At 59.9% G+C, this 25,582-nt stretch carries 21 protein-coding genes; 13 read left to right on the top strand and 8 right to left on the bottom strand.

The window, feature by feature from the left end; all coding sequences use genetic code 11:
* The first annotated feature begins 244 nt into the window (after window positions 1-244).
* The 8 genes from lptF (at window position 245) to pdxJ (ending at window position 8,707) form a co-directional block, all read left to right on the top strand.
* Window positions 245-1,363 (top strand): LPS export ABC transporter permease LptF, encoded by a 1,119-nt coding sequence (lptF, locus tag VD17_RS07890; protein ID WP_046053360.1) that lies wholly within the window; start codon window positions 245-247, stop codon window positions 1,361-1,363.
* Window positions 1,356-2,417, top strand: a complete 1,062-nt coding sequence (gene lptG / locus VD17_RS07885) for an LPS export ABC transporter permease LptG (RefSeq protein ID WP_046053359.1) — start codon at window positions 1,356-1,358, stop codon at window positions 2,415-2,417. The genes lptF and lptG overlap by 8 nt, the downstream gene beginning before the upstream one ends.
* A gap of 171 nt (window positions 2,418-2,588) precedes the next feature.
* Window positions 2,589-4,388 carry a translation elongation factor 4 gene (gene lepA, locus VD17_RS07880; RefSeq protein ID WP_008151572.1) on the top strand — a complete coding sequence of 600 codons (1,800 nt, stop codon included), beginning with the start codon at window positions 2,589-2,591 and terminating at the stop codon, window positions 4,386-4,388.
* A 5-nt stretch (window positions 4,389-4,393) separates the two neighbouring features.
* A complete protein-coding gene (gene lepB, locus VD17_RS07875; protein ID WP_046053358.1) occupies window positions 4,394-5,248 on the top strand; it encodes a signal peptidase I in 855 nt (284 codons plus the stop codon).
* A 184-nt stretch (window positions 5,249-5,432) separates the two neighbouring features.
* On the top strand, window positions 5,433-6,122 hold the full coding sequence (gene rnc / locus VD17_RS07870) for a ribonuclease III (protein WP_010463056.1): 690 nt from the start codon (window positions 5,433-5,435) through the stop codon (window positions 6,120-6,122).
* On the top strand, window positions 6,115-7,017 hold the full coding sequence (gene era / locus VD17_RS07865; protein WP_008151577.1) for a GTPase Era: 903 nt from the start codon (window positions 6,115-6,117) through the stop codon (window positions 7,015-7,017). Before rnc ends, era begins: the two co-directional genes overlap by 8 nt.
* A gap of 173 nt (window positions 7,018-7,190) precedes the next feature.
* Window positions 7,191-7,880: a DNA repair protein RecO gene (gene recO / locus VD17_RS07860; RefSeq protein WP_046053357.1), complete on the top strand. Its 690-nt coding sequence runs from the start codon at window positions 7,191-7,193 to the stop codon at window positions 7,878-7,880.
* Window positions 7,881-7,963: 83 nt separating this feature from the next.
* Window positions 7,964-8,707 carry a pyridoxine 5'-phosphate synthase gene (pdxJ, locus tag VD17_RS07855; protein ID WP_046053356.1) on the top strand — a complete coding sequence of 248 codons (744 nt, stop codon included), beginning with the start codon at window positions 7,964-7,966 and terminating at the stop codon, window positions 8,705-8,707.
* 127 nt (window positions 8,708-8,834) lie between these two features.
* On the opposite strand, the gene mltF is transcribed toward pdxJ, so the two are convergent.
* Window positions 8,835-10,295 carry a membrane-bound lytic murein transglycosylase MltF gene (gene mltF, locus VD17_RS07850; RefSeq protein WP_046053355.1) on the bottom strand — a complete coding sequence of 487 codons (1,461 nt, stop codon included), beginning with the start codon at window positions 10,293-10,295 and terminating at the stop codon, window positions 8,835-8,837.
* Between the two features lie 274 nt (window positions 10,296-10,569).
* On the opposite strand from mltF, the gene purL reads away from it, so the two are divergent.
* Together purL and VD17_RS07840 are read left to right on the top strand one after the other, a co-directional pair.
* Window positions 10,570-14,466 (top strand): phosphoribosylformylglycinamidine synthase, encoded by a 3,897-nt coding sequence (gene purL, locus VD17_RS07845; RefSeq protein WP_046053354.1) that lies wholly within the window; start codon window positions 10,570-10,572, stop codon window positions 14,464-14,466.
* A gap of 19 nt (window positions 14,467-14,485) precedes the next feature.
* On the top strand, window positions 14,486-14,797 hold the full coding sequence (locus tag VD17_RS07840) for a Nif3-like dinuclear metal center hexameric protein (protein ID WP_046053353.1): 312 nt from the start codon (window positions 14,486-14,488) through the stop codon (window positions 14,795-14,797).
* A 183-nt stretch (window positions 14,798-14,980) separates the two neighbouring features.
* Here VD17_RS07840 and nagE read toward each other — a convergent pair whose 3' ends face one another.
* The 7 genes from nagE to VD17_RS07805 form a co-directional block, all read right to left on the bottom strand.
* The gene (gene nagE, locus VD17_RS07835) at window positions 14,981-16,696 is read right to left on the bottom strand and encodes an N-acetylglucosamine-specific PTS transporter subunit IIBC (RefSeq protein ID WP_046053352.1); all 1,716 of its coding nucleotides are present in this window, start codon (window positions 16,694-16,696) and stop codon (window positions 14,981-14,983) included.
* A gap of 46 nt (window positions 16,697-16,742) precedes the next feature.
* Window positions 16,743-19,259, bottom strand: a complete 2,517-nt coding sequence (ptsP, locus tag VD17_RS07830; RefSeq protein WP_046053351.1) for a phosphoenolpyruvate--protein phosphotransferase — start codon at window positions 19,257-19,259, stop codon at window positions 16,743-16,745.
* Between the two features lie 154 nt (window positions 19,260-19,413).
* Window positions 19,414-20,424, bottom strand: a complete 1,011-nt coding sequence (locus tag VD17_RS07825) for an SIS domain-containing protein (RefSeq protein WP_046053350.1) — start codon at window positions 20,422-20,424, stop codon at window positions 19,414-19,416.
* Window positions 20,417-21,523: an N-acetylglucosamine-6-phosphate deacetylase gene (gene nagA, locus VD17_RS07820; RefSeq protein WP_046053349.1), complete on the bottom strand. Its 1,107-nt coding sequence runs from the start codon at window positions 21,521-21,523 to the stop codon at window positions 20,417-20,419. Before nagA ends, VD17_RS07825 begins: the two co-directional genes overlap by 8 nt.
* Before the next feature lie 33 nt (window positions 21,524-21,556).
* The gene (locus tag VD17_RS07815) at window positions 21,557-22,288 is read right to left on the bottom strand and encodes a GntR family transcriptional regulator (RefSeq protein WP_008151596.1); all 732 of its coding nucleotides are present in this window, start codon (window positions 22,286-22,288) and stop codon (window positions 21,557-21,559) included.
* A 452-nt stretch (window positions 22,289-22,740) separates the two neighbouring features.
* Window positions 22,741-23,244 carry a L,D-transpeptidase family protein gene (locus VD17_RS07810; RefSeq protein WP_046053348.1) on the bottom strand — a complete coding sequence of 168 codons (504 nt, stop codon included), beginning with the start codon at window positions 23,242-23,244 and terminating at the stop codon, window positions 22,741-22,743.
* Between the two features lie 125 nt (window positions 23,245-23,369).
* Window positions 23,370-23,921 (bottom strand): NUDIX hydrolase, encoded by a 552-nt coding sequence (locus VD17_RS07805; RefSeq protein ID WP_033056401.1) that lies wholly within the window; start codon window positions 23,919-23,921, stop codon window positions 23,370-23,372.
* A 146-nt stretch (window positions 23,922-24,067) separates the two neighbouring features.
* On the opposite strand from VD17_RS07805, the gene VD17_RS07800 reads away from it, so the two are divergent.
* The 3 genes from VD17_RS07800 to VD17_RS07790 all read left to right on the top strand — a co-directional run bounded on the left by VD17_RS07800 (window position 24,068) and on the right by VD17_RS07790 (window position 25,472).
* Window positions 24,068-24,667, top strand: coding sequence for a CoA pyrophosphatase (locus VD17_RS07800; protein ID WP_046053347.1), 600 nt, complete (start codon window positions 24,068-24,070; stop codon window positions 24,665-24,667).
* Between the two features lie 68 nt (window positions 24,668-24,735).
* The gene (locus VD17_RS07795) at window positions 24,736-25,260 is read left to right on the top strand and encodes a gamma carbonic anhydrase family protein (protein ID WP_007954617.1); all 525 of its coding nucleotides are present in this window, start codon (window positions 24,736-24,738) and stop codon (window positions 25,258-25,260) included.
* Window positions 25,257-25,472 (top strand): DUF1289 domain-containing protein, encoded by a 216-nt coding sequence (locus VD17_RS07790; RefSeq protein WP_046053346.1) that lies wholly within the window; start codon window positions 25,257-25,259, stop codon window positions 25,470-25,472. Before VD17_RS07795 ends, VD17_RS07790 begins: the two co-directional genes overlap by 4 nt.
* Window positions 25,473-25,582: the final 110 nt, after the last annotated feature.

Genomic DNA, 25,582 nt, shown 5'->3' with positions numbered 1-25,582 from the left:
TTATAAATAGAAAGACGCAGGTCACGGCCCGCGACAAAGGCCGCAGTTTGAACCTCGCTACCGGCGCCTGACAACCCTCGGTTGTACGAACTTCGACGCTTTAACCGCCTGCTTGAGCATGCGCAGTGACAGGCGCGCTCAATCACAGGATAATGCGCATCTTTTTCGGCGGCTCTGCCCTGCGAGCCGGCTGATGCGTTTGCTTGTTTGGCCGCCTTAGCCTGACAACCCTGGAGTGTCTGGTTTGATCGTCTTCCGTTATCTATCCCGCGAAGTCCTGTTGACCTTGAGCGCCGTCAGCGCTGTGCTGCTGGTCATCATCATGAGCGGTCGCTTCATCAAGTACCTCGCCCAGGCGGCCTCTGGCCTCCTGGATCCGGGCTCGCTATTCCTGATCATGGGCTTTCGTCTGCCGGGTTTCCTGCAGTTGATTTTGCCTTTGGGCCTGTTTCTCGGAATCCTGCTGGCCTACGGTCGCCTGTACCTTGAAAGCGAAATGACGGTGCTGTCTGCCACCGGCATGAGCCAGCAGCGTCTGTTTGCCATGACCCTTTTTCCAGCCACCCTGGTCGCACTGGTGGTGGCATGGCTGAGCCTGAGCCTGGCGCCACAAGGCGCCAATCAATTCCAGTTGCTGTTGAACAAGCAGGATGCGCTGACTGAGTTCGACACCCTCGAGCCGGGTCGTTTCCAGGCGCTACGCGACGGAACACGGGTGACCTACACCGAAACGCTGTCGGATGACCGCATCAACCTCGGTGGCGTATTCATATCGCAAAAGAACGTCTCGTCCGATACGAAGGATCGCGGGATTTCCGTGCTGGTGGCCGAAAAGGGCCGTCAGGAAATTCGCCCCGACGGTAACCGTTACCTGATTCTCGACAACGGCTATCGCTATGACGGCAATCCGGGTCAGGCCGACTACCGGGCGATCAAGTACGAAGAGTACGGCGTATTGCTGCCCAAGCCGGACGTCAGCGACGAAGTGACTGACCGTGATGCGATGACCACCAGTTTCTTGATCGGCAGCGATGACATTCGCTCCCGCACCGAACTGCAATGGCGTCTATCCCTGCCGTTGCTGGTCTTCATCGTGACCCTGATGGCGGTGCCGCTGTCGCGGGTCAATCCGCGTCAGGGCCGTTTCCTCAAGCTGTTGCCGGCGATTCTTCTATATATGGCTTACCTGTCCATCCTGATTGCCGCCCGCGGCGCCCTTGAAAAAGGCAAGATTCCGCCTGTTCTGGGGTTGTGGTGGGTTCACGTGATCTTCCTGGTCATCGGCCTGGGCTTGCTCTATTGGGAAACCTTGCAGTTGAAGCTGGCAAGTCGTCGCAGCGCGCTGGAGGTGGCTCGTGGATAAGCTCGATCGCTACATTGGTAGCAGCGTGTTCGTGGCAATTCTGGCGGTACTGGGGATCATTCTCGGTCTGGCGACGCTGTTCGCGTTCATTGATGAAATGAGTGAGGTCAGCGATACCTACACCCTGGTCGACGTGTTGAGTTATGTCCTTCTGACCGCGCCGCGTCGTCTTTACGACATGTTGCCGATGGCGGCATTGATCGGTTGCCTGATAGGCCTCGGCAGTCTGGCCAGTCACAGCGAGCTGACCATCATGCGCGCTGCGGGCGTGTCGATCGGGCGAATCGTCTGGGCAGTCATGAAGCCAATGCTGGTCCTGATGGTGGTGGGTGTGCTGATCGGCGAATACGTCGCGCCGGCCACCGAGGTCACCGCTCAGGCCAATCGCTCCCTGGCTCAGGGTGGCGGCGACGCGCAGAGCTCCAAGCATGGTTTGTGGCATCGCCAGGGTGATGAGTTCATTCACGTCAACTCGGTGCAACCCGACGGTCTGCTGTACGGCGTCACCCGTTATCGTTTCGACAATGAGCGTCACATGCTGTCTTCCAGCTTCGCCAAGCGGGCGAAGTTCGATCAGGATCACTGGCAATTGAGCGACGTCACCACCACGCTGTTCCATGAAAAGAGCACCGAAGTGGTCACCGCCCCGGTCGAGCGCTGGGACGTCGCCTTGAGTCCGCAGCTGTTGAACACGGTAATCATGTCGCCTGAAACGCTGTCGATCAGCGGTCTGTGGAATTACATCCACTATCTGGCTGACCAGGGCCTGAGCAATGGTCGTTACTGGCTGGCATTTTGGGTCAAGGTGTTGCAACCGCTGGTCACCGCCGCTCTGGTACTGATGGCGATTTCGTTCATCTTCGGTCCACTGCGCTCGGTGACCCTCGGTCAGCGAGTGTTCACCGGCGTGCTGGTGGGCTTCACCTTCCGTATTGTTCAGGATTTGCTCGGTCCTTCGAGCCTGGTCTTCGGTTTCTCGCCACTGTTCGCGGTGCTTGTTCCAGCGGGTGTTTGTGCCTTGGCCGGGGTCTGGTTATTGCGCCGGGCCGGTTGATCAAGGGTTTCTCCTGACCTTGCAGGACACTCAAAACGCCCCTGTCGCAAGACCGGGGCGTTTTTGTAGGCGCCGTCTGACCTGCGAACGTGACGCTTGCGCCGTGGATCAGGTACAATTCCCGGCTATTTTTCGGCGGGCTATGCCTGCAGCCTTTTTGAGTGTTGATCCGTGAGTGATTTGAGTCATATCCGCAATTTCTCCATCATCGCCCACATTGACCATGGCAAGTCGACGCTGGCCGATCGCTTCATCCAGATGTGTGGCGGCCTTGCCGAGCGCGAAATGGAAGCCCAGGTTCTGGATTCCATGGACCTGGAACGTGAACGCGGGATCACCATCAAGGCCCACAGCGTCACCCTGTATTACACCGCTCGCGATGGCATCAAGTACCAGCTGAACTTCATTGACACCCCGGGCCACGTTGACTTCACCTATGAAGTCAGCCGGTCGCTGGCGGCCTGTGAAGGCGCGTTGCTGGTGGTCGATGCCGGTCAGGGCGTTGAAGCGCAGTCGGTAGCCAACTGCTACACCGCGATTGAGCAGGGCCTGGAAGTGATGCCGGTCCTGAACAAGATCGACCTGCCTCAGGCCGATCCGGACCGCGTGAAAGAAGAAATCGAAAAAATCATCGGTATCGATGCCACCGACGCGGTCGAGTGCAGTGCCAAGACCGGTCTGGGCGTCGACGAAGTGCTGGAGCGTCTGGTCAAGACCATTCCTGCGCCGACCGGCAACTACGAAGATCCGCTGCAAGCGTTGATCATCGACTCCTGGTTCGACAACTACCTGGGCGTTGTTTCCCTGGTTCGCGTGCGCCACGGCCGTGTGAAGAAGGGCGACAAGATCCTGGTCAAGTCCACCGGCAAGATCCACCTGGTGGACAGCGTCGGTGTCTTCAACCCGAAACACACCGCCACCGTTGACCTGAAGGCCGGCGAAGTGGGCTTCATCATCGCCGGCATCAAGGACATTCACGGTGCACCGGTGGGTGACACCCTGACCTTGAGCTCCACGCCGGACGTCGACGTGCTGCCAGGCTTCAAACGCATTCAGCCGCAGGTATACGCCGGCCTGTTCCCGGTCAGCTCCGACGATTTCGAAGATTTCCGTGAAGCCCTGCAAAAGCTCACGCTCAACGACTCGTCCCTGCAATACACCCCGGAAAGCTCCGACGCACTGGGCTTCGGCTTCCGTTGCGGGTTCCTCGGCATGCTGCACATGGAAATCATCCAGGAGCGCCTGGAGCGCGAGTACGACCTGGACCTGATCACCACGGCGCCGACGGTAATTTTCGAGCTGCTGCTGAAAACCGGTGAAACGATTTACGTCGACAACCCGTCGAAGCTGCCAGACCTGTCCTCGATCGAAGACATGCGCGAACCAATCGTGCGGGCCAATATTCTTGTGCCGCAAGAGCACCTGGGCAACGTCATTACCTTGTGCATCGAGAAGCGTGGCGTACAGCACGACATGCTGTTCCTCGGTACCCAGGTTCAAGTGACCTACGATTTGCCGATGAACGAAGTGGTCCTGGACTTCTTCGACCGTCTGAAATCCACCAGCCGTGGCTATGCTTCGCTGGATTACCATTTCGATCGTTATCAATCGGCTAATCTGGTGAAACTGGATGTGCTGATCAACGGTGACAAGGTCGACGCCCTGGCGTTGATCGTGCACAAGGATAACGCGCACTACAAAGGTCGCCAGTTGACCGAGAAGATGAAAGAACTGATTCCACGCCAGATGTTCGACGTCGCGATCCAGGCCGCCATTGGCGGGCAGATCATTGCGCGAACCTCCGTCAAGGCACTCAGAAAGAACGTATTGGCCAAATGCTACGGCGGTGACGTTAGCCGTAAGAAGAAACTGCTTGAAAAGCAGAAGGCCGGTAAGAAACGCATGAAGCAAGTCGGTAACGTGGAAATTCCACAAGAAGCCTTCCTTGCAGTGCTCAGGTTGGATAGTTAGGTCCTATGTCACTAAATTTCCCGCTGTTGCTGGTCATCGCCGTGTTCGTCTGCGGCCTGTTGGCGTTGCTCGATCTGGTTTTCCTGGCGCCGCGTCGGCGTGCGGCCATTGCCTCCTATCAGGGCAGCGTCAGCCAGCCTGACGGGATGGTGGTCGAGAAACTGAACAAAGAGCCGCTGCTGGTCGAATACGGTAAGTCGTTTTTCCCGGTCTTGTTCATCGTGCTGGTACTGCGTTCGTTCCTGGTGGAACCGTTCCAGATTCCTTCCGGCTCGATGAAACCGACCCTGGACGTTGGCGACTTCATTCTGGTGAGCAAGTTTTCTTACGGGATCCGCTTGCCGGTGATCGACAAGAAAGTCATCGAAGTCGGTGATCCACAGCGCGGGGATGTGATGGTGTTCCGCTACCCGAGCGATCCGAACGTCAACTACATTAAACGTGTGGTGGGCCTGCCGGGTGACCAGATTCGTTACACCGCCGATAAGCGTCTGTTCGTCAACGGTGAGTCGATCGCCGAACAACTGGTCGGCTCCGAGCCGGGCACGTTGGGCAGCGCTGAGCTCTACAAGGAAAAGCTCGGCGTCGCCGAGCACCTGATCCGCAAGGAAATGAGCCGTTACCGCGCAATGCCGGACCATTCGTGGACCGTGCCTGCCGGGCACTACTTCATGATGGGCGACAACCGCGACAACTCGAACGACAGTCGCTATTGGGATGATCCGAGCATTCCCAAGGATCTGCTGGGCATGGTTCCCGACAAGAATATCGTCGGCAAGGCCTTCGCAGTCTGGATGAGCTGGCCGGAACCTAAACTCAGTCACCTGCCGAATTTCTCGCGGGTTGGCCTGATCAAGTAATCACACACGGCGCTGTTGAACACAGCGCCGAATGCATTTCTGGAGTCGGCATAATCGGCGACAGAAGCATGAAAACAACGATATTCAGGACGTTATTTTTGAACACAGCGTTAATTGTCCCAAGCCTGCGCCGCATCACGGCGATGGCGGTGGAATCCAACCACGAACTCAGCGTGGGTAAACCGTGAGCGTCTCCTTAAGCCGTCTCGAGCGTCAGCTCGGCTACACCTTCAAGGATCAGGAACTGATGGTCCTGGCCCTGACTCACCGCAGCTTTGCCGGGCGTAACAACGAACGCCTGGAATTCCTCGGTGATGCCATCCTTAACTTTGTCGCCGGCGAGGCGCTGTTCGATCGCTTCCCGCTGGCCCGCGAAGGTCAGTTGTCGCGCTTGCGCGCACGCCTGGTGAAAGGCGAGACCCTGGCCGTACTGGCTCGCGGTTTCGATCTGGGCGAATACCTGCGCCTGGGTTCCGGTGAATTGAAAAGCGGCGGGTTCCGTCGCGAGTCGATTCTGGCCGATGCCCTGGAAGCGCTGATTGGTGCGATCTACCTGGATGCCGGCATGGACATGGCGCGCGAGCGTGTGTTGGCCTGGCTGGCCGGTGAGTTCGAAGGCCTGACGCTGGTCGACACCAACAAAGATCCAAAAACCCGCCTGCAGGAATTCCTGCAGTCGCGGGGTTGTGAGCTGCCACGTTACGAAGTGGTGGATATCCAGGGTGAGCCACATTGCCGGACGTTCTTCGTCGAATGTGAAATCACCTTACTGAATGAAAAAAGCCGAGGTCAGGGTGTGAGTCGTCGTATTGCCGAACAGGTAGCGGCCGCCGCAGCACTGATTGCCCTGGGTGTGGAGAATGGCAATGACTGATTCAACTGCAACTCGCTGTGGCTATGTTGCCATCGTCGGCCGTCCCAACGTGGGCAAATCCACGCTGCTGAACCATATCCTGGGTCAGAAGCTGGCGATCACCTCGCGCAAGCCTCAGACCACTCGCCACAACATGCTCGGCATCAAGACTGAAGGCGCCGTGCAGGCGATCTACGTCGACACCCCCGGCATGCACAAAGGTGGCGAGAAAGCCCTGAACCGCTACATGAACAAGACCGCTTCGGCGGCGTTGAAAGACGTCGACGTGGTGATCTTCGTGGTTGACCGCACCAAGTGGACCGACGAAGACCAGATGGTCCTCGAGCGCGTTCAATACGTGACCGGCCCGCTGATCGTGGCGCTGAACAAGACTGACCGCATCGAAGATAAAGCCGAGCTGATGCCGCACCTGACCTGGTTGCAGGAACAGTTGCCGAACGCGCAGATCATGCCGATCTCGGCCCAGCACGGGCATAACCTCGAAACGCTGGAGCGCGTGATTGCCGGTTACTTGCCGGAAAACGATCACTTCTTCCCGGAAGACCAGATCACCGACCGCAGCAGCCGCTTCCTCGCCGCTGAACTGGTACGTGAGAAAATCATGCGCCAGATGGGCGCCGAGCTGCCGTACCAGATCACCGTCGAAATCGAAGAGTTCAAGCAACAGGGCAAAACCCTGCACATCCATGCCTTGATCCTCGTCGAGCGCGACGGCCAGAAGAAAATCATCATTGGCGACAAGGGCGAGCGGATCAAACGCATCGGCACCGAGGCGCGCAAGGACATGGAATTGCTGTTCGACTCCAAGATCATGCTCAACCTCTGGGTGAAAGTGAAAGGCGGCTGGTCCGACGATGAGCGCGCCTTGCGTTCGCTGGGTTATGGCGACCTGTAACACCCGGTTCCAGATACACCAGAGAAACCTGTGGGAGCGAGCTTGCTCGCGATGAGGGCCTGAAATTCAACATCCATGTTGACTGACAGACTGTAATCGCGAGCAAGCTCGCTCCCACATTGGTTTTGGGTGATTTATAAATCTCTGCTGACTCATTGAGAACGCTGACTTCCATGTCCCAAACCCCGCCCCCCGGCCAACCCGCCTTCGTGCTCCACAGTCGCGCCTACCGCGAAAACAGCGCGCTGGTGGATTTCCTCACGCCGCAAGGTCGGCTGCGGGCGGTGTTGCGCAGTGCTCGGGGCAAGGCCGGAACGCTGGCACGGCCATTCGTGCCGCTGGAAGTCGAGTTCCGTGGGCGTGGTGAGTTGAAGAACGTCGGTCGCATGGAAAGCGCTGGCGTCTCCACCTGGCTCAATGGTGAGGCGCTGTTTAGCGGTCTCTACCTCAATGAGTTGTTGATTCGTCTGCTGCCCTCCGAAGATCCCCATCCCGCCGTCTTCGATCATTACGCCGCGACCCTGCTTGCGCTTGCCGAAGGTCGTCCGCTGGAACCGTTGTTGCGTTCCTTTGAATGGCGGCTGCTCGATGATCTCGGTTACGGCTTCGCTTTGACTACTGACATCCATGGCGATCCCGTCGCGCCGGACGGTCTCTACCGTCTGCAAGTGGATGCGGGGCTCGAGCGGGTCTATCTGCTGCAACCCGGTCTGTTCAACGGCACCGAACTGTTGGCCATGGCCGATGCAGATTGGTCAGCCCCTGGCGCGCTATCGGCAGCCAAGCGATTGATGCGTCAGGCACTGGCCGTTCATCTGGGCGGTCGGCCCTTGGTGAGTCGCGAGTTGTTTCGCAAGCCATAGGGTCTGCCGCTGCCAAACATCAACAGACCCTATCTCCCCGTGTATGCTGTGCGCCGAACTTTTCCATTTTCAGGAGCGCTTCCGTGACCACCAGCATTCGCATTCTTCTTGGCGTGAACATCGACCATGTTGCCACCCTGCGTCAGGCCCGGGGCACGCGCTATCCGGATCCGGTCAAGGCAGCACTGGACGCGGAAGAGGCGGGCGCTGACGGCATTACCGTGCACCTGCGCGAAGACCGTCGGCACATTCAGGAGCGCGACGTGTTGCTGCTCAAGGATGTGCTGCAAACCCGCATGAACTTTGAAATGGGCGTCACCGAAGAGATGATGGCGTTCGCCGAACGCATTCGTCCGGCGCACATTTGCCTGGTGCCGGAAACCCGTCAGGAGCTGACGACCGAAGGTGGTCTGGACGTGGCGGGGCAGGAGGCGCGGATCAAGGCTGCGGTGGATCGCCTGGCGAAAATCGGCTGTGAAGTGTCGCTGTTCATTGATGCTGACGAGCGGCAGATCGAAGCTTCCCATCGTGTTGGTGCGCCGGCTATTGAGCTGCATACCGGTCGTTATGCCGATGCAGAGACGCCGACCGATGTGGCTGAAGAGCTCAAACGTGTGGCGGATGGCGTGGCATTTGGTCTGGCTCAAGGTTTGATCGTCAACGCTGGCCACGGTCTGCATTACCACAACGTTGAAGCGGTCGCGGCGATCAAAGGCATCAACGAACTGAACATCGGCCACGCGCTGGTGGCTCATGCGTTGTTCGTCGGGTTCAAGTCGGCTGTTTCCGAGATGAAGGCATTGATCCTGGCCGCCGCAAAAGCCTAAAGCCAAACACAGAACGAAATGTGGGAGCGAGCCTGCTCGCGAAAGCGGTCTTTCATTCAATACTGATGTTGAATGTTAAGGCCCCTTCGCGAGCAGGCTCACTCCCACATTTGATTGGGGGTGGCTGTCAGAGCTGTGGGGTTTCCTGATTCGGTTTGGTCTTGTCGACCCCCGGCACATGCAGGTTGCCCTCGGCGACTTGATTGCCTTCAAGCTGCGGCTGCGTCACCCACGTCAGGATGTCGTAGTAGCGGCGGATGTTCGCCACGAAGTGAACGGGTTCGCCGCCACGGGCATAGCCGTAACGGGTTTTGCTGAACCACTTCTTCTCGGACAGGCGCGGCAGGATCTTTTTCACGTCCAGCCACTTGTCCGGGTTCAGTCCTTCCTTGGCCGCCAGTTTGCGCGCGTCATCCAGATGACCGCTGCCAACGTTGTAGGCTGCCAGTGCAAACCATGTGCGATCCGGCTCCTGGATCGACTCATCCAGCTGATCCTTCATGTAGGCCAGGTACTTGGCGCCACCCATGATGCTTTGTTTGGGGTCCAGTCGATTGGACACGCCCATGGCCTGCGCAGTGTTCTGGGTCAGCATCATCAGGCCGCGCACGCCGGTCTTCGACGTGACGGCCGGTTGCCACAGGGATTCCTGATAACCGACCGCTGCCAGCAGACGCCAGTCGACTTTCTCTTCCTTGGCATAAGCCTTGAAGTGCTTCTCGTACTTGGGCAGCCGTTGCTGCAAGTGCTGGGCGAAGGTATAGGCGCCCATGTAGCCAAGCACATCGACGTGCCCGTAATAGCGGTCTTTCAGACGTTGCAGGGTGCCGTTTTTCTTCACCTTGTCGAGGTAGTCGTTGATCTCGTTGAGCAAGCTGTTGTCGTCGCCAGCGGCCACTGCCCAGCTCTGGTTGCTGGCGTCACCGAGGTCGAAGGCTACGCGTACGTTGGGGAAGTAGACCTGGTTCATAGCGACTTCGTTTGAGTCGACCAGGGTCAGGTCTATCTGATCTTCATCGACCATCCGCAGCAAGTCGACGACTTCAACCGCGTCGGACTCTTCGTATTCAATGCCGGGATATTTCTTTTTCAGCTCCGCCAATTGCTCGGCGTGGGTGCTGCCCTTAAGCACCATGATCTTCTTGCCCACCAGATCCTTCGCGTCGGTCGGCCGCGATTGGCCGTTGCGATAGATAATCTGCGGGGTGACTTCGAGATAGGGGTGGGAAAACCGCACCTGCTGTTTGCGTTTCTCGCTGCTGACCAGGCCGGCAGCAGCGATCACCGGGCCGTTAGGTTTGCCCACCTGATTAAACAGGTCGTCGAGGTTGTCGGCGGTTTCGATTTTGAGTTCCACCCCCAGATCGTCGGCGAAGCGCTTCACCAGCTCGTATTCGAAGCCGGTTTCACCGTTGCGATCCTGAAAGTAGGTGGCGGGGCTGTTACGGGTAACCACCCGCAGCACGCCGTCCTCCTTTACGCGCTCCAGTGTGTTGGGTTTATCAACACAGCCACTGAGCACCAGGAAGAGTCCGGTTGCGATCAGCCATTTGGCGAACCGCGGACGCAAAGCCGTTGGGGAAAACATCTGCGCAGTATACGCAAAGGACCACGAGCGCCATATCTCGACAGCGAAGGGCTTGTCTGCTAGGCAACTGAAAACCGCTCCGGAGCCCGCAGGAATGGGCCCGAGCAGCATTTTGTGACAGAAAAAATAACGCTCGGCGCGCACCGGTTTGAGGTCCGAACACCCGGCCCGACGCCCGGGTGCAGCCGCCCGTACCGTTTCGGGTGATGTCGCGGCCTGTTTAGGCTAGAATGCACGGCCTCAAAGCACACCCCTTCCCGAGGCTGTCCCGAAGATGTTGATCCTGCGCGGCGCTCCTGCCCTTTCTGCCTTTCGCCACAGCAAACTCCTTGAGCAACTGAGCCAGAAAGTCCCGGCTGTCAGTGGCTTGTATGCTGAATTCGCTCACTTCGCCGAAGTTACCGGCGTCCTGACCGGCGACGAACAGCAGGTGCTCGCGCGCCTTCTGAAGTACGGCCCAAGTGTTCCAGTACAAGAGCCGACCGGCCGTCTGTTCCTGGTGTTGCCGCGGTTCGGCACCATCTCGCCGTGGTCCAGTAAAGCCAGCGACATCGCTCGCAACTGCGGCCTGAGCAAAATCCAGCGCCTGGAACGCGGCATCGCGTTCTACGTCGCCGGCCAGTTCAGCGACGCCGAAGCGCAACTGATCTCCGATGCGCTGCATGACCGCATGACCCAGATCGTCCTCGGCAACCTTGAACAAGCCGCCGGCCTGTTCAGCCATGCCGAGCCGAAACCGCTGACCGCGATCGACGTGTTGGGTGGCGGCCGCGCCGCGCTGGAAAAAGCCAACACCGAGCTGGGCCTGGCCCTGGCCGAAGACGAAATCGACTACCTGGTCAACGCCTTCGTCGGCTTGAAGCGCAACCCGCACGACATCGAACTGATGATGTTCGCCCAGGCGAACTCCGAGCACTGCCGTCACAAGATCTTCAACGCCAGTTGGGACATCGACGGTCAGAGCCAGGAAAAAAGCCTGTTCGGCATGATCAAGAACACCTACGTGATGCACAGCGAAGGCGTTCTGTCGGCTTATAAGGACAACGCTTCGGTAATCGTCGGCAACGTTGCCGGTCGTTTCTTCCCGGACCCTGAAACCCGCCAGTACGGTGCGGTGCAGGAGCCGGTGCACATCCTGATGAAAGTCGAAACTCACAACCACCCGACTGCGATTGCCCCGTTCCCGGGCGCGTCCACCGGTAGCGGTGGCGAGATTCGCGACGAAGGCGCCACCGGTCGCGGTGCCAAGCCAAAGGCTGGCCTGACCGGTTTCACCGTGTCCAACCTGCAAATCCCGGGCTTCGAACAGCCGTGGGAAGTGCCGTACGGCAAGCCTGAGCGCATCGTTACCGCGCTGGACATCATGATCGAAGGCCCACTGGGTGGCGCCGCGTTCAACAACGAATTCGGTCGTCCGGCCCTGACCGGTTATTTCCGTACCTTCGAACAGTCGATCACCACCCCGCGTGGCGACGAAGTTCGCGGTTACCACAAGCCGATCATGCTGGCCGGCGGTATGGGTAACATCCGTGCCGAACACGTGCAGAAAGGCGAGATCACCGTTGGCTCCAAGCTGATCGTGCTCGGCGGTCCAGCCATGTTGATCGGTCTGGGCGGCGGCGCGGCTTCCTCCATGGCCACCGGCACCAGCTCGGCAGACCTGGACTTCGCTTCCGTACAGCGCGAAAACCCTGAGATGGAACGTCGCTGCCAGGAAGTCATCGACCGTTGCTGGCAGTTGGGTGAACACAACCCGATCAGCTTCATCCACGACGTCGGCGCAGGCGGTCTGTCCAACGCCTTCCCGGAACTGGTCAACGATGGCAACCGTGGCGGTCGCTTCGAACTGCGCAACATTCCAAACGACGAGCCGGGCATGGCCCCGCACGAAATCTGGAGTAACGAATCCCAGGAACGCTACGTTCTGGCAGTCGGCCCGGCTGATTTTGAGCGCTTCCAGGCGATCTGCGAACGCGAGCGTTGCCCGTTTGCCGTGGTCGGCGAAGCCACTGCCGAGCCGCAACTGACGGTCACCGACAGTCACTTCGGCAACAGCCCGGTAGACATGCCACTCGAAGTGCTGCTGGGCAAAGCCCCGCGCATGCACCGTTCGGCCGTTCGTGAAAACGAACTGGGCGACGATTTCGATCCGTCGACCCTCGAGATCGCAGACTGCGTCGAACGCGTTCTGCATCACCCGGCCGTGGCGAGCAAAAGCTTCCTGATCACCATCGGCGACCGCACCATCACCGGCCTCGTGGCCCGTGATCAGATGGTCGGCCCGTGGCAGGTTCCGGTGGCCGACGTTGCCGTCACCGCCACCAGCTTCGACGTGTACACCGGTGAAGCCATGGCCATGGGCGAGCGCACTCCGCTGGCGCTGCTGGACGCTCCGGCGTCGGGCCGCATGGCCATCGGCGAAACCCTGACCAACATCGCGGCTTCGCGCATCAACAAAATCTCCGACATCAAACTGTCGGCCAACTGGATGTCCGCTGCCGGTCACCCAGGCGAAGACGCGCGTCTGTACGACACCGTTAAAGCGGTCGGTATGGAATTGTGCCCAGAGCTGGGCATCACCATTCCGGTGGGCAAGGACTCCATGTCCATGGCCACGCGCTGGAACGATGAAGGCGTCGACAAAACCGTCACCTCGCCGATGTCCCTGATCGTGACCGGTTTCGCGCCTGTGGCTGACATCCGTCAGACCCTGACGCCGGAACTGCGCATGGACAAGGGCACCACCGACCTGATCCTGATCGATCTGGGCCGTGGCCAGAACCGCATGGGCGCCTCGATCCTGGCCCAGGTTCACGGCAAGCTCGGCTCGCAAGCGCCGGACGTCGACGATGCCGAAGACCTGAAAGCCTTCTTCGCCGTGATCCAGGGCCTCAACGCCGACGGTCACCTGCTGGCTTACCACGACCGTTCCGACGGTGGTCTGTTGACCAGCACCGTGGAAATGGCCTTCGCCGGCCATTGCGGTTTGAGCCTGAACCTCGACGGTCTGGCAGAAACTTCCGCCGACATCGCCGCGATCCTGTTCAACGAAGAGCTGGGCGCTGTGATCCAGGTTCGCCAGGACGCTACCCCGGACATCCTCGCGCAGTTCAGCGCTGCCGGCCTGGGCGAGTGCGTGTCGGTGATCGGTCAGCCGATGAACAACGGTGAGATCAGCATCACCTTCAACGGCGAAACCGTTTTCGAAGGCCAGCGTCGTCTTCTGCAACGTCAGTGGGCTGAAACCAGCTACCAGATCCAGCGTCTGCGTGATAACGCCGATTGCGCCGAACAAGAGTTCGACGTGCTGCTGGAAGAAGACAACCCGGGCCTGAGCGTCAAGCTGAGCTACGACGTCAACCAGGACGTCGCCGCGCCTTACATCAAGAAAGGCATCCGCCCACAGGTTGCCGTGCTGCGTGAGCAGGGCGTCAACGGTCAGGTGGAAATGGCGGCCGCGTTCGACCGCGCCGGTTTCAACGCGATCGACGTGCACATGAGCGACATTCTGGCCGGCCGTGTCGACCTGAACGAGTTCAAAGGTTTGGTCGCTTGCGGTGGTTTCTCTTACGGCGACGTGCTGGGTGCCGGTGAAGGCTGGGCCAAGTCCGCGCTGTTCAACAGCCGTGCTCGCGATGCGTTCCAGGGCTTCTTCGAACGTAGCGACAGCTTCACCCTCGGCGTGTGCAACGGTTGCCAGATGATGTCCAACCTGCACGAGCTGATCCCGGGCAGCGAGTTCTGGCCGCACTTTGTGCGCAACCGTTCCGAGCAGTTCGAAGCGCGCGTGGCGATGGTTCAAGTCCAGGAATCGAACTCGATCTTCCTGCAAGGCATGGCCGGTTCGCGTATGCCGATCGCTATTGCTCACGGTGAAGGTCATGCCGAGTTCGCCAGCGAAGAAGCGTTGCTGGAAGCCGATCTGTCGGGTTGCGTGGCGATGCGTTTCGTCGACAACCACGGCAAGGTCACCGAAAACTACCCGGCCAACCCGAACGGCTCGCCGCGCGGGATCACCGGTTTGACCAGCCGCGACGGTCGCGTAACGATCATGATGCCGCACCCGGAACGTGTGTTCCGCGCCGTGCAGAACTCGTGGCGTTCGGAAGACTGGAACGAAGACGCACCTTGGATGCGTATGTTCCGTAATGCGCGGGTCTGGGTAAACTAAGAGCGGGTGAACTAAGGCGGTGTACAAGCTCAGTTTTTTTGTTCCAGCCAGTCACGTCGAAGACGTGAAGAGTGCCGTATTCGCCGCCGGTGGCGGACGGATCGGCGCTTACGACCATTGCGCCTGGCAAGTGCTCGGCCTCGGCCAGTTTCGCCCGTTGGACGGCAGTCAGCCGTTTATTGGGGAAGCGGGGCAGGTCGAGCAGGTTGAGGAATGGAAGGTTGAGCTTGTCGTGGCGGATGAGTTGATCGTGGCCGTGGTGGCCGCGTTAAAACTCAGTCATCCCTACGAAACACCGGCTTACGAAGTGTGGCGGCTGGAGGATTTCTAATCTTCCTTGCTGCCGAAATGAGAAACCCGCTGATGAAAATCAGCGGGTTTTTTATTGCTCAGGTTTTTTGGTGTTTGTGAGGGCCCCTTCGCGAGCAGGCCCGCTCCCACATTGGAACTATGTACACCAAACCAGTGTGGGAGCGAGCCTGCTCGCGAAGACGGGCTACAGGGCACCAACAATCTAAACCTTGGCACTCACCTCACTGCGATTCACCAACGCCTCCAGCGCATCATTCAAACTCGATGCCTTGTCGCCAATCAACAGATGCCAAACCCCACCCTCCAACTGACTGACACCCTGGCAACCCAACGCCTTCAAATCACACTCCGACAACGCCTTGCCATCCGCCAGTTGCAACCGAATCCGGGTCATGGCGATGCAGTCCATCTGCAACACGTTCTCGCCACCGCCCAAGGCATTCAACCATTGCTGCGCTTCTGAATTCGCCACCGCCGCAGGTTTCGGCGCATCGATAACAGCAGGAGGTGAGGAAACAAGTGCGCGCCCCAGAGCGGGCATCGCCAAGCGAATCTCATCAGCAATGCTGTCCGCCATCGGCCCGACCACCACTTGCAAGCTCCCGCCTTTACCAGGACGCACAACCGCCATCGCCCCCAGCGCTTTCAACTCCGCATCGTTTGCCTTGTTGCGATCCACCATGTCCAGCCGCAACCGTGTGGTACACGCTCCTACGGTGATCAAATTCTGAGCACCGCCCAGTGCCTTGATGTAAGCCCCGGCTCGCTCATTCTCGGCGACTACAACCTTGTCCCCCGCCGGCACTTCTTCACGCCCCGGCGTCTTGAGGTTGAAACGGCGAATGCAGAAATCAAACACCACGTAGTAGATCACCGCGTACGCCAGCCCCACCGGCACCACCAACCAACCGTTGGTGGATTTACCCCAGCCGAGAATCATGTCGATGAAACCGCCGGAGAAGGTAAAACCAAGGTGGATGTTCAGCGCATTGGTGATCGCCATCGACAGACCCGTCAGCAGCGCATGGAGCAAAAAGAGAAACGGCGCGAGGAACATGAAGGCGAATTCGATCGGCTCAGTTACACCCGTCAAAAATGACGTCAGCGCCATCGACAGAAAGATCCCGCCCATGACCTTGCGGCGTTCCGGCAGGGTGTTGCGGTACATCGCCAGGCAGGCGGCCGGGAGGCCGAAGATCATCATCGGGAACATGCCGGTCATGAACTGGCCGCCCTTCGGGTCACCGGCGAAGTAGCGCGACAGGTCGCCGGTGACGATGGCGCCGGTGGTCGGATCAGTGAAGTTGCCGAAGACGAACCACGCCATGTTGTTGAGGATGTGGTGCAGCCCGGTGACGATCAGCAGGCGGTTGAACACGCCGAAGACGAACGCGCCGAAGCTGCCGCTTTCCATCATCAACGTGCCGAAGCTGTTGATGCCGTGCTGGATGGGCGGCCAGATCAAGCCGAAGATCACGCCCAGGCCGACGGCGGCGAACCCGGTGGCGATCGGTACGAAGCGCCGGCCGCCGAAGAATGCCAGGTACTCCGGGAGCTTGATGTCCTTGAAACGGTTGTACAGCGCACCCGCCATCAAGCCGCTGACGATCCCGGCGAGCATGCCCATGTTGATGCTCGCGTCGAGCACCTTGAGGGTGGAGATCATCACCAGATAGCCAATCACCCCGGCGAGGCCTGCGGTGCCGTTGTTGTCCTTGGCGAAACCGACCGCGATGCCGATGGCGAAGATCATCGCCAGGTTGGCGAAGATCACTTGGCCGGCGTCGTGGATGATCGCGATGTTCAGCAGGTCGGTGTCGCCCAGGCGCAGCAACAGGCCGGCGATCGGCAGGATCGCGATCGGCAGCATCAGCGCGCGGCCGAGGCGTTGCAGGCCTTCGATGAAGTATTGGTACATGGCGGTTCTCCCTGTGTTCTTTTTGTTTTAGAGCTGTTGTCGTTGTTCAGCTCAGAGGCCATTGCTGATGACAGGCGTGACGCACAGCTGCGGCGCTGCTCAACTTGAGCAGGTCGTGGCTGATGCGTCGGCATTCGCTCGCGTCCAGGTGGCGGACGCGGTCCTTGATTTCACCGATCTGCACCGGGCTGACCGACAACTCGCTGACGCCCAGGCCGATCAATACCGGCGTGGCCAGCGGATCGGAGGCGAGCGCGCCGCAGACACCGACCCAACGGTTATGCACCGCAGCGCCGGCGCAGGTCTGGGCGATCAGCCGCAGCAGCGCCGGGTGCATGGCGTCGACCCGCGAGGCGAGGCCGGCGTGGTCGCGGTCCATGGCCAGTGTGTATTGCGATAAATCGTTGGTGCCGATGGACAGGAAGTCCGCATGTTCGGCCAGTTGCTCGGCCAGCAGCGCGGCGGCGGGGACTTCGATCATCACGCCCAGCTCCGGGCGCTCAAGCACACCGAGCTCTGTGCACAACGCATCGAGACGCTGGCGGATGTGCAGCAACTCATCGACTTCGGTCACCATCGGCAACAAGATCCGGCAGCGCGAAAGCGGATTGACGTGCAGCAGCGCGCGCAATTGCTGATCGAGGATTTCCGGACGGACCTGAGCCAGGCGAATGCCGCGCAGGCCAAGCACTGGATTGGCCTCAGCCGGCAGCGGCAAATAGTCGAGTTGTTTGTCGCCGCCGACGTCGATGGTGCGAATGATCACCGACTTGTCGCCCATGGCATCGAGCACGGCTTGATAGGCGACGCGCTGTTCCTCTTCGTCTGGCGCGGTGTTGCGATCCACAAACAGAAACTCGGTACGCAGCAAGCCGACGCCGTCGGCGCCATTGGCCAAGGCATCAGCCGCTTCAGCACTGGAAGCCACATTGGCGGCGACTTCAATCTGCAAACCGTCGAGCGTCAGCGCCGGGGTGTGAGCCTGAGCCTGTTGCTCGGCGCGGCGCTGTTGATGATCGAGTTGCGCCTGATGCACTTCGGCCAAACGTTCGGCATTTGGCATCAGTTCAAGGCGACCGCCATCGGCATCCAGCACAACCGCTTGGCCTTGCTGCTGATCCAACAGCGTAGAACCCAGTGCAACCATGCACGGCAAGCCTTTGCCGCGCGCGAGAATCGCCACGTGGGAAGTCGCGCCGCCCTCGGCCATGCACAACCCGGCGACACCTAGCTGACTGAGTTGCAGCAGATCGGACGGCGTCAGTTCATGGGCGGCGACGATAGCGCCGGCGGGCACATCGTAGTGCCAGGTTTCGCCGAGCAGGGCACGCAGTACGCGTTGTTTGAGGTCGCGCAGATCGTTGGCGCGTTCGGCCAACAACGGGCTGCCGAGTTGCTGGAGCACCTCGCACTGCGCGTCGATCGATTGGCTCCAGGCGTGGGTTGCGGCCATGCCTTGGTCGATGGAAGTGTTCGCCGCGTCGAGCAGCGCCGGGTCTTCGAGCAGGGCGAGGTGTGCGGCGAAGATCGCTTCTTCGTCAGTGTTTTTATGTTTCCTGGCTTGGGCCAGCGTGTGGTCGATTTCACTGCGCACAACGGTCAGCGCGGTGTCGAGGGTTTGCAGTTGTTGCTCGGGATCATGGTTACCTGCATCCACCGGCAGGCTGATGGCGTTCAAGCGAAACAACGGCCCGGCAACCAAACCAGGCGCTGCACAAACACCGTGCAGCACACCCGCTTCGGCAGCTCGGGTGCGTCGGGCAATCGGTGTCGGCGCGGCGGCGTGGCTGTCTTCGGCCAGCGCTGTGGATAACGCAATCAGCAACGCTTGCAACGCGGCTTCGGCGTCCGGGCCCTGGCAGCTGACCTGAACCTCGTCCTGTTCGCCAACGGCCAAACCCATCAGTCCGATCAAGCTGTCGCAGGTCGCCGATTTGCCAGCGAAGTGCAGCTGCGATTTGCTCTTGAAACCTTGTGCTGTCTGACGAATCAGCGCTGCCGGACGAGCATGCAAACCGCCGCGATGGGCGATGCGAATGTGGCCGTAAATCTCTTCCCCGGAAAGCTCCGCTTCAGCGTGCGCTCCAGGTGCGTGCCGACGAATGATATGCAGCAATGGCTCGCCAACTTTCACCGACTTCAGCGTGATTGGTCGCGCCTGAAAGTCCTGGCTGTTGGTCAGGATCATCAGGCTGACCAGGCTTTTGCACTGCTGCGCGACCTTGTCCAGGTCATAGCGCAACAGCGGCTGGCCGTTGCTGACCCGCGCCCCTTCCTTGACCAGCATCGAGAAGCCTTCGCCCTGCAGCTCGACGGTGTCGAGGCCCAGGTGCAGCAGCAATTCGGCACCGTTGTCGGCACGCAAGGTGACGGCGTGGCCAGTGCGCGCGACGTGCACCACGATGCCGGCGCACGGGGCGTGGAGGGTGTCGTTCAGCGGGTCGATGGCGATCCCGTCGCCCATGGCGCCGCTGGCGAACACCGGGTCCGGGACTTTGGCGAGCGTGAGCACCGGGCCGCTGAGCGGGGCGCTGAGGGTCAGCTCTTTATTATTGTTGTGCATGGCTCGGTCTCATCAGTAAAAACGGTTCGGATCAACTCGCCCCTGTAGGAGCTGTCGAGTGAAACGAGGCTGCGATCTTTTGATCTTGCGTTGAAAAGATCGCAGCCTCGTTTCACTCGACAGCTCCTACAGGGTTTTTCATGCGCCCTTTGAGTTAGTGCGTGCGCGTCACTTTGCTCAAATGCCGCGGCTGGTCCGGGTCCATGCCTCGGGCGACGGCCAAACCGGCGGCCATGACGTAGAAACTCTGGATCGCCAGAATCGGGTCGAGGGCCGGGTGCTCGGCACGGGTCAGGGTGAGGTCGCGTTCGGCAATGTCATCCGGTGCGGCCAGCAACACGCGGGCACCACGCTGGCGCATGTCGGCGGCGAGGATCAGCAAACCGGCCTGCTCGGCACCGCGCGGGGCGAAGATCAGCAGTGGATAATTTTCGTCGATCAACGCCATCGGGCCGTGACGGACCTCGGCGCTGCTGAAGGCTTCGGCCTGGATCGCCGAGGTTTCCTTGAATTTCAATGCGGCTTCCTGGGCGATGGCGAAACCGGCGCCACGGCCAATCACCATCAGGCGCTGGCAATCACGCAGGGCGTCGATGGCCAGGCTCCAGTCCTGTTTCGCCGCCTCGCGCAAACCTTCCGGCAGTGCGAGGCCGGCCTCCAGCAACTCCGCGTCCTCTTTCCAGTGGGCGATCAGACGGGCGCTGGCGCTGAGGGTGGCGATAAAACTCTTGGTCGCGGCGACGCTGCTTTCGGTGCCGGCACACAGCGGCAAGCTGAACTCACACGCGGCCTCCAGTGGCGAACTCTCGGCGTTGACCATCGAGATGCTCAGGGCGCCGCGCTTGCGCAGCAGACGCAGGCTGTTCACCAGGTCGGGACTTTGCCCGGACTGCGAGAAGGCGAACGCCACTTGGCCGCTGACCTTCAACGGCGCTTGCAGCATGGTCACCACCGACATCGGCAACGACGCCACCGGGAAGCCCAATTGCTGCATGGTCAGGTAGGCGAAGTAACTGGCGGCATGATCGGAGCTACCGCGGGCGACGGTCATCACCACTTGCGGCGGTTGACGGCGCAGGCGCCCGGCGATCTCGATCATTTGCGGGTCGAGTTGCTGCAATTGGGCTTGCACGGCCTCGAACGAGGACAGCGCCTCTTCAAGCATTTTTGAAGTCAATGTCTTCTCCTTCGACCATGACGGCGGTCAGTGTGAGTGAGCGATCGAGCCGCACGCAGTCGGCCCAGCTGCCGGGTTGCAGGCGCCCGCGTTCGTTGAGGCCGAGGTAGTCGGCGGGGAATTGCGAAAGACGTTGCGAGGCCTCGGCGATTGGCAAACCGATCTTCACCAGATTGCGCAGGGCCTGATCCATGGTCAGCGTGCTGCCGGCCAGGGTGCCGTCGGGCAAGCGCACACCGCCCAGGCATTTGGTCACGGTGTGGCTGCCGAGCTTGTACTCGCCGTCGGGCATGCCGGCAGCGGCGGTGGAGTCGGTGACGCAATACAGGCACGGGATTGATCGCAGGGCCACACGGATGGCGCCGGGGTGCACGTGCAGCAAGTCCGGAATCAGTTCGGCGTATTTGGCGTGAGCCAGTGCCGCGCCGACGATGCCCGGCTCGCGGTGATGCAGCGGGCTCATGGCGTTGTAGAGGTGGGTGAAACTGCTGGCGCCGGCGTTCAGCGCGGCAACGCCTTCCTCGTAACTGCCGAGGGTGTGGCCAATTTGCATGCGCACGCCGCGAGCGCTGAGGTTGCGGATCAAGGCGTCGTGGCCGGCGATTTCCGGGGCGATGGTAATCACCCTGATCGGCGCCAGCGCAAGATATTCTTCGACTTCGGCCATCAACGCGGTGTGGGCGAAATTCGGTTGGGCGCCGAGTTTTCCGGGGTTGATGTACGGGCCTTCCAGGTGCACGCCGAGGACTCGGGCGCTGCCTTTCGGGCGCTGCTCGCAATACTCGCCGACGGCTTTGAGCACGCTGGAAATTTCTGCAGGCGGCGCGGTCATGGTGGTCGCCAGCATCGACGTCGTACCGAACCGTACGTGGGTTTTGGTGATGGTCTCGAAGGCTGGCGCGCCTTCCATGATGTCTTTGCCGCCGCCGCCATGAACGTGCAGGTCGATGAAACCCGGCAGCAGGTAAGGCAGTTCGTTGTCGGCCGGATCGCACGGTTGGCCTTCGATCGACACGACCTTGCCGTGTTCGTGAATCAGCCGGCCGCGAATCCAGCCGCGGGCGGTGAGGATGTTGTCTTCGGACATGATCGGTTCTCGGTTCTTTAGCGGCGAAGCGGGTTATCGACGAAGTTCTGCGACAAAGTCGTAGTAGTCGTTGCGGCAATAGGTGTCGGTGACTTCGATCGGCGTGTTGTCTTCCAGGTAACCGACCCGGGTCATCAGCAGCATGGCGGTGCCGGGGGCGATGCCCACCAGGGCGGCGAATTCGTCCGAGGCGTTGATTGCCTGAATGTGCTGCAGGGCGCGGACGATCGGCTTGCCGATTCCGTCGAGGTATTCATACAGGGAGTCGCCCACGGCTTGCGGCTTGGGAATGATCGAGGCGGGCAGGGTGCTCATCTCGATCGCCATGACCGTGTCGTCGGCTTTACGCAAACGCTTGAGCCGCGCGACCTTGTCGTTCGGCGAGAGGCCCAGGCGGATCAGTTCTTCGTGGGTCGGCGGAGTGATTTCACGCTCCAGCCATTGCGAACCGGGGACGAAGCCTTTCAGGCGCAGCATCTCGCTGAATCCCGAGAGGCGCGACAGCGGTTGTTCCAGGCGCGGGGTGATGAAAGTGCCGGAACCCTGGTTGCGGCGGATCAGGCCCTGCTCGAACAGAACTTCCAGCGCCTTGCGGGCGGTGACACGGGAGATGCCCAGCATTTCGCTGAGGTTGCGCTCCGACGGCATGGCCTGTTCGGCTTTCCACTGGCCGGCATGGATCGCCGCTTCCAGATTGCGCGCCAGTTGCAGGTACAACGGCGTGGGCTGGGTGTCGTCAGGGCGTAGGGCCTGGAGGTCATTCATGTAGGTTTGGTCCGATGCGGATATAGGATTGTTGTCGCCCGGTGGTGGGGTGAAACCTAATACCACTTAAATACCATGTCAATGAGACCACTTTGCTTTTGGCACGGGAAATCCTGCCCTGATTGATGGGTGATAGGGTTGCTGGTTTGAAGTGGTATTAGCGGTGGGGGTTTTGAAAGCAAAGATCGCAGCCTGCGACAGCTCCTGCCGATGGGAGTGGTATCTACCCGGTAGGCGCTGCCGCAGAATGCGATCTTTTGAATTTATTTTTTGATGCGCGACCGAAGGTAGCGCTCGGAAGAGGGAGATCAGAAGCTACTCGGTGTTTTTGTGGCGAGGGAGCTTGCTCCCGCTGGGTCGCGAAGCGGCCCCAAAAAAATGATATGACACCGCATTCGCTGATTTCAGGGCTGCTTCGCAGCCCAGCGGGAGCAAGCTCCCTCGCCACAGGGTTACGGACGGATTTCGATCATCGTGCCGTCCGGCACCAAACCCCAGACCTCGCGCATGTCCATGTTGCGCATGGCAATGCAGCCGTCAGTCCAGTCCAGTGTGTGGAACAGGTCTTCGGGGTTTTCTTCAGTGTCCGGGGTGCCATGGATCATGATCATGCCACCGGGTTCGACGCCTTCACGCCGGGAGCGCGCGGAGTCACTGATGTTCGGGTAGGAGATGTGCATCGCCAGATTGAAACGGTCACTGACCTTGCGCCAGTCCAGCCAGTAAAAACCTTCAGGCGTGCGTCTGTCGCCTTCCATGAGTTTCGGGCCGATGGGTCTTTTTCCCAATGAGATGCGATAGGTCTTGATCGGCTTGCCGTCATTGATCAATTGCAATTGGTGGGCGGACTTGAGCACGAGAACTTTTTCGATGACTTTGCCGTCCAGCGTTTCCGCAACGGAAGCCTGGGAGACAGCGACGAACGACAAGCAAAACAGGGCAAGCAACCAGCGCATTGAAACGATATCCCTAAGAGGTGTCGCGACTATTTAATAGTTATAGGTGTTTTTGCAGGAGCTGCCGCAGCTTCGGGTCGCGTCAGGACGATCTTTCAGCGGCTTGCAGAGGTTCCGAATTCAAATCAAGTAATGGCAGGCTGAGCAAGCGGCGGGATCGACTCGGACCGCACGGGGTAGACCTCGGTCCGCCGGTCAGCGAAGAAGCATTCTAAAGTACGGCCCACCGTGCGGAAAGCCAGCTCGGACCAAGGGATGTCGGCTTCTTCGAAAAGCGCCACTTCCAGGCTCTCGGGACCGGCGCAAAAGTCCAGGTCCACCAGCTCGGCGCGGAAGAACACATGCACCTGGCTGATGTGCGGCACGTCGATCAACGTATAGATGCTCAGGTTGCGCACCCGCGCGCAGGCTTCTTCGGCTGTCTCGCGAATGGCCGCCTGCTCGATGGTTTCACCGTTTTCCATGAAACCGGCGGGCAGGGTCCAATAACCGAGCCGAGGCTCGATGGCGCGGCGGCACAACAAGACTTTGGAGCCCCAGGTCGCCACGCAACCGGCGACGATATTGGGGTTCTGGTAGTGAATTGCCTGACAGCTGTCACAGACAAAACGCAGGCGCGAATCGCCCTCTGGAATGCGTTGGGTCACCGGGTTGCCGCACTGACTGCAAAATTTCATGCTTGGGTTCCTGAATGCTGCGCCTATCTTGGCGTGCGGCGGTGTCTGTCGGCAAGTTGTCGTTTAGCGACATGCAGTGGTTATGGGGTTGGGCGGTCGGTTCGATTGGTGCATGATGCGAGGTAGCGAATAGATCGAGAAGTCTCATGCTGGACGAGCTACTGCATCGAGTAAGCAACCACACACCTCGCACACTGGAAACCGACAAACGTTTCCCTGAAGCCGCGGTACTGGTGCCCATCACTCGCAGTGACGAACCGGAACTGGTTCTGACCCTGCGCGCCAGCGGGCTCTCGACCCATGGCGGCGAAGTCGCCTTCCCCGGCGGGCGACGCGATCCCGAAGACCCGGACCTTATTTTCACCGCCCTGCGCGAAGCCGAAGAAGAAATCGGCCTGCCGCCGGGGCTGGTCGAAGTGATCGGCCCGCTGAGCCCGTTGATCTCCCTGCACGGCATCAAGGTCACACCCTATGTCGGTGTGATTCCGGATTTTGTCGAATACCTGGCCAACGATGCCGAGATTGCCGCGGTGTTCAGCGTACCGCTGGAATTCTTCCGCACGGATCCGCGCGAACACACCCATCGCATCGATTACCAGGGTCGCAGTTGGTACGTGCCGAGCTATCGCTATGGCGAGTACAAAATCTGGGGCCTGACGGCGATTATGATCGTCGAGTTGATCAACCTGCTCTATGACGCCAAAATCAGCCTGCACCAGCCACCCAAGTCATTTATCAATACCTGAAACCATCGCCCGTATGGCGTGAACCCCGCTTTTTGCAAGTGAGCCAGCCTGGCCTTGAGGACAATAAGATGAAATATCGCCTGGGCGACGCCCGCGTCGAAACCCATCCGCAAAGCTGGGTCGCACCCAATGCCGTGCTGGTGGGCAAGGTCAAACTGGAAGAGGGCGCCAACGTCTGGTTCAACGCTGTGCTGCGCGGCGACAACGAACTGATCCTGATCGGCAAGAACAGCAACGTCCAGGACGGCACGGTGATGCACACCGACATGGGTTACCCGCTGACCATCGGCACCGGCGTGACCATCGGCCATAACGCCATGCTTCATGGCTGCACGGTGGGCGATTACAGCTTGATCGGGATTAACGCGGTGATTCTCAATGGCGCGAAAATCGGCAAGAACTGCATCATCGGCGCCAACTCACTGATTGGTGAGGGCAAGGAGATTCCAGACGGTTCGCTGGTCATGGGCTCCCCCGGCAAAGTGGTGCGCGAGCTGACCGAGCCGCAGAAAAAAATGCTGGAGGCCAGTGCTGCTCACTATGTGCATAACTCGCAACGTTATGCCCGCGATCTGGTTGAGCAGGAAGAATGAGCGCCACTGAACGGCCGGTGCTATCGCCCTGCGTGAATATCTGTGCGCTGGACGAGGACGATATTTGCACCGGGTGTCAGCGCACAGTGGAAGAGATCACGCGCTGGAGCCGGATGGATAACGAAGAGCGCCGCAAAGTGTTGGGGTTGTGCCATGAGCGGGCCAAGTCGAGTGGCATTCTCTGGATGATCGGCAAAACGCCAGACCTGTAGGAGCTGTCGAGTGCAACGAGGCTGCGATCTTTTGATCTTGATCTTAAAAATCAAAGTCAAAAGATCGCAGCCTCGTTGCACTCGTCAGCTCCTACGGTACCCTGTGCACC

The sequence above is a fragment of the Pseudomonas fluorescens genome (assembly GCF_000968015.1).
In the GTDB taxonomy this organism is placed as follows: domain Bacteria; phylum Pseudomonadota; class Gammaproteobacteria; order Pseudomonadales; family Pseudomonadaceae; genus Aquipseudomonas; species Aquipseudomonas fluorescens_W.
The sequence above is the reverse complement of the archived record's forward strand: the minus strand, read 5'-3'. Positions and strand labels throughout refer to the sequence as shown.